The organism is Micromonospora sp. NPDC050397 (genome assembly GCF_044901685.1).
Classification (GTDB): domain Bacteria; phylum Actinomycetota; class Actinomycetes; order Mycobacteriales; family Micromonosporaceae; genus Micromonospora_G.
In genome coordinates, this window is record NZ_JBJDPS010000048.1 from 1 (window position 1) to 1495 (window position 1495).

The 1495-nt window shown below is 59.9% G+C and carries 3 protein-coding genes; 1 reads left to right on the forward strand and 2 read right to left on the reverse strand.

What is annotated here, in order from left to right:
* The first annotated feature begins 81 nt into the window (after positions 1 to 81).
* Positions 82 to 291, forward strand: a complete 210-nt coding sequence (locus ACI2K4_RS36280; protein ID WP_404517630.1) for a DUF397 domain-containing protein — start codon at positions 82 to 84, stop codon at positions 289 to 291.
* 12 nt (positions 292 to 303) lie between these two features.
* Here ACI2K4_RS36280 and ACI2K4_RS36285 read toward each other — a convergent pair whose 3' ends face one another.
* Together ACI2K4_RS36285 and ACI2K4_RS36290 are read right to left on the reverse strand one after the other, a co-directional pair.
* A complete protein-coding gene (locus ACI2K4_RS36285) occupies positions 304 to 687 on the reverse strand; it encodes a hypothetical protein (protein WP_404517631.1) in 384 nt (127 codons plus the stop codon).
* A 4-nt stretch (positions 688 to 691) separates the two neighbouring features.
* A partial coding sequence (locus tag ACI2K4_RS36290) for a polymorphic toxin-type HINT domain-containing protein (RefSeq protein WP_404517632.1) occupies positions 692 to 1495 on the reverse strand: 804 nt, incomplete at its 5' end.

The following is a 1495-nucleotide window of genomic DNA, read 5'->3' on the forward strand; positions in this document are numbered from 1 at the left end:
CGAGGATGGCGCTCAGCCCGGCCAGATCGGTCGAGTTCGTTGCGCGCGTCGCAACGGAGCACGAACGAGAGTGAGGCACTGATGGTCGCTGCGGAACTCGGCAACGTGGCCTGGCGCAAGTCCAGCCGCAGCGGCTCCGACACCAACTGCGTCGAGATCGCCGAACTACCGCACACCATCGCCGTACGCGACTCCAAGGACCCAGGTGGGCCCGTACTCACCTTCAAGCACTCGGAGTGGGCAAGCTTCCTCGGCCGGACTCTCCACACTAGCCAATGTCGAGACAGCTAAGTCCCCACACCTTCATCTCCACTGACTAACCCCACTCAATTCGCCGGTACCAAGATCGGGTCTACCCCAGAAGTCTCCGACCCTGGTCGAGAACACAGCAACAAGCCCAGCCTTGTCCGCAAACACCACGTAAAAGCCAATAGCCCAAGAAGCTTCACCCCCGACGTTTGGCGGAATCAGCCGCAGTCGCTCGGACCCATTAGGCTCAAACACCACCGCGTTTCTGGTACTTGGCATATCAGGAGTTACGGATTCAACAATGATTACGCTCGGCGGATCCGACCAAGCAATCACGCTATTCGGTGGCTCATCCAATACCTTCACCACGCGAGCAGCACCAAACTCCCACACGACCTCCCGATCACCGCGATTCCACAATATGACGGGCATTGACATCAGATCACCTAATCTCGGTCGAATCCCCTACAGGTATCAATCGCGCACGATCAGAGTAGTTCATAATTTCAAGTTGCGAGCCACCCCCAACGAGCACTCGCCCAGTCCCGGGATCAAGCTGCGCCCCGACAACGCTCTCTTGAATCCGAATGGGATCACCGTCCGGGATACGATACCGCTGCACGAGTGAAACGTCGGATTTCCAGTCGCTACGAATCGCGAGCTGATTTCTTGCATAATCCTGGTCAGGTACATCGTCGAAGGTCCCAAATCCGCCGGGTCGATCCACGGGCTGCCCGTGCGACAACACCATATTGAACTCCTCGCCAGGCTCTGCATCACGGGAAGAGATTGCACCAGCGTTGGGGGGCTCCCGCGTCGCAGCTGGCAACGCCGGTCGACACGTGCAAGACGCACCTGGAGTGCAGTTGTGTACGAGCACCCGCTCATCGCCGGCCGCCACATAGTACGTGTGAATGTCGGCGACCGTAAGGTCGCGCATTTCCTTCGCGCCCTCGTAGTTGACGACCTTGTCGACAACGACCTTGTCGCCGTCAGCGGTACGAAGCTCGTGGCCAACCGTCAACTCGGAGGCGTCGACCCACTTGTCGGCCGTCTCGTCCCAGAACGGGTGGTTCGCGGTCGTCTGCAACACCACAGCGGCAGCCAGCCCCGCAACGGCAGCCGCGACCTTGACACCCAGCTTGCTCGGGCTCTTCTTCTTGTCCTCGACCCGGCTGACCGTCACATCGGTCAGCTCCTTGTCGGTGTTGCGGTGCAGCTCGGTCACCCGCTTGGCCAGTGACAC

Coding starts and splice junctions, on each gene's coding strand:
- ACI2K4_RS36280 (WP_404517630.1), top strand. CDS start 82: ATGGTCGCTGCGGAACTCGGCAACGTGGCCTGGCGCAAGTCCAGCCGC.
- ACI2K4_RS36285 (WP_404517631.1), bottom strand. CDS start 687: ATGTCAATGCCCGTCATATTGTGGAATCGCGGTGATCGGGAGGTCGTG.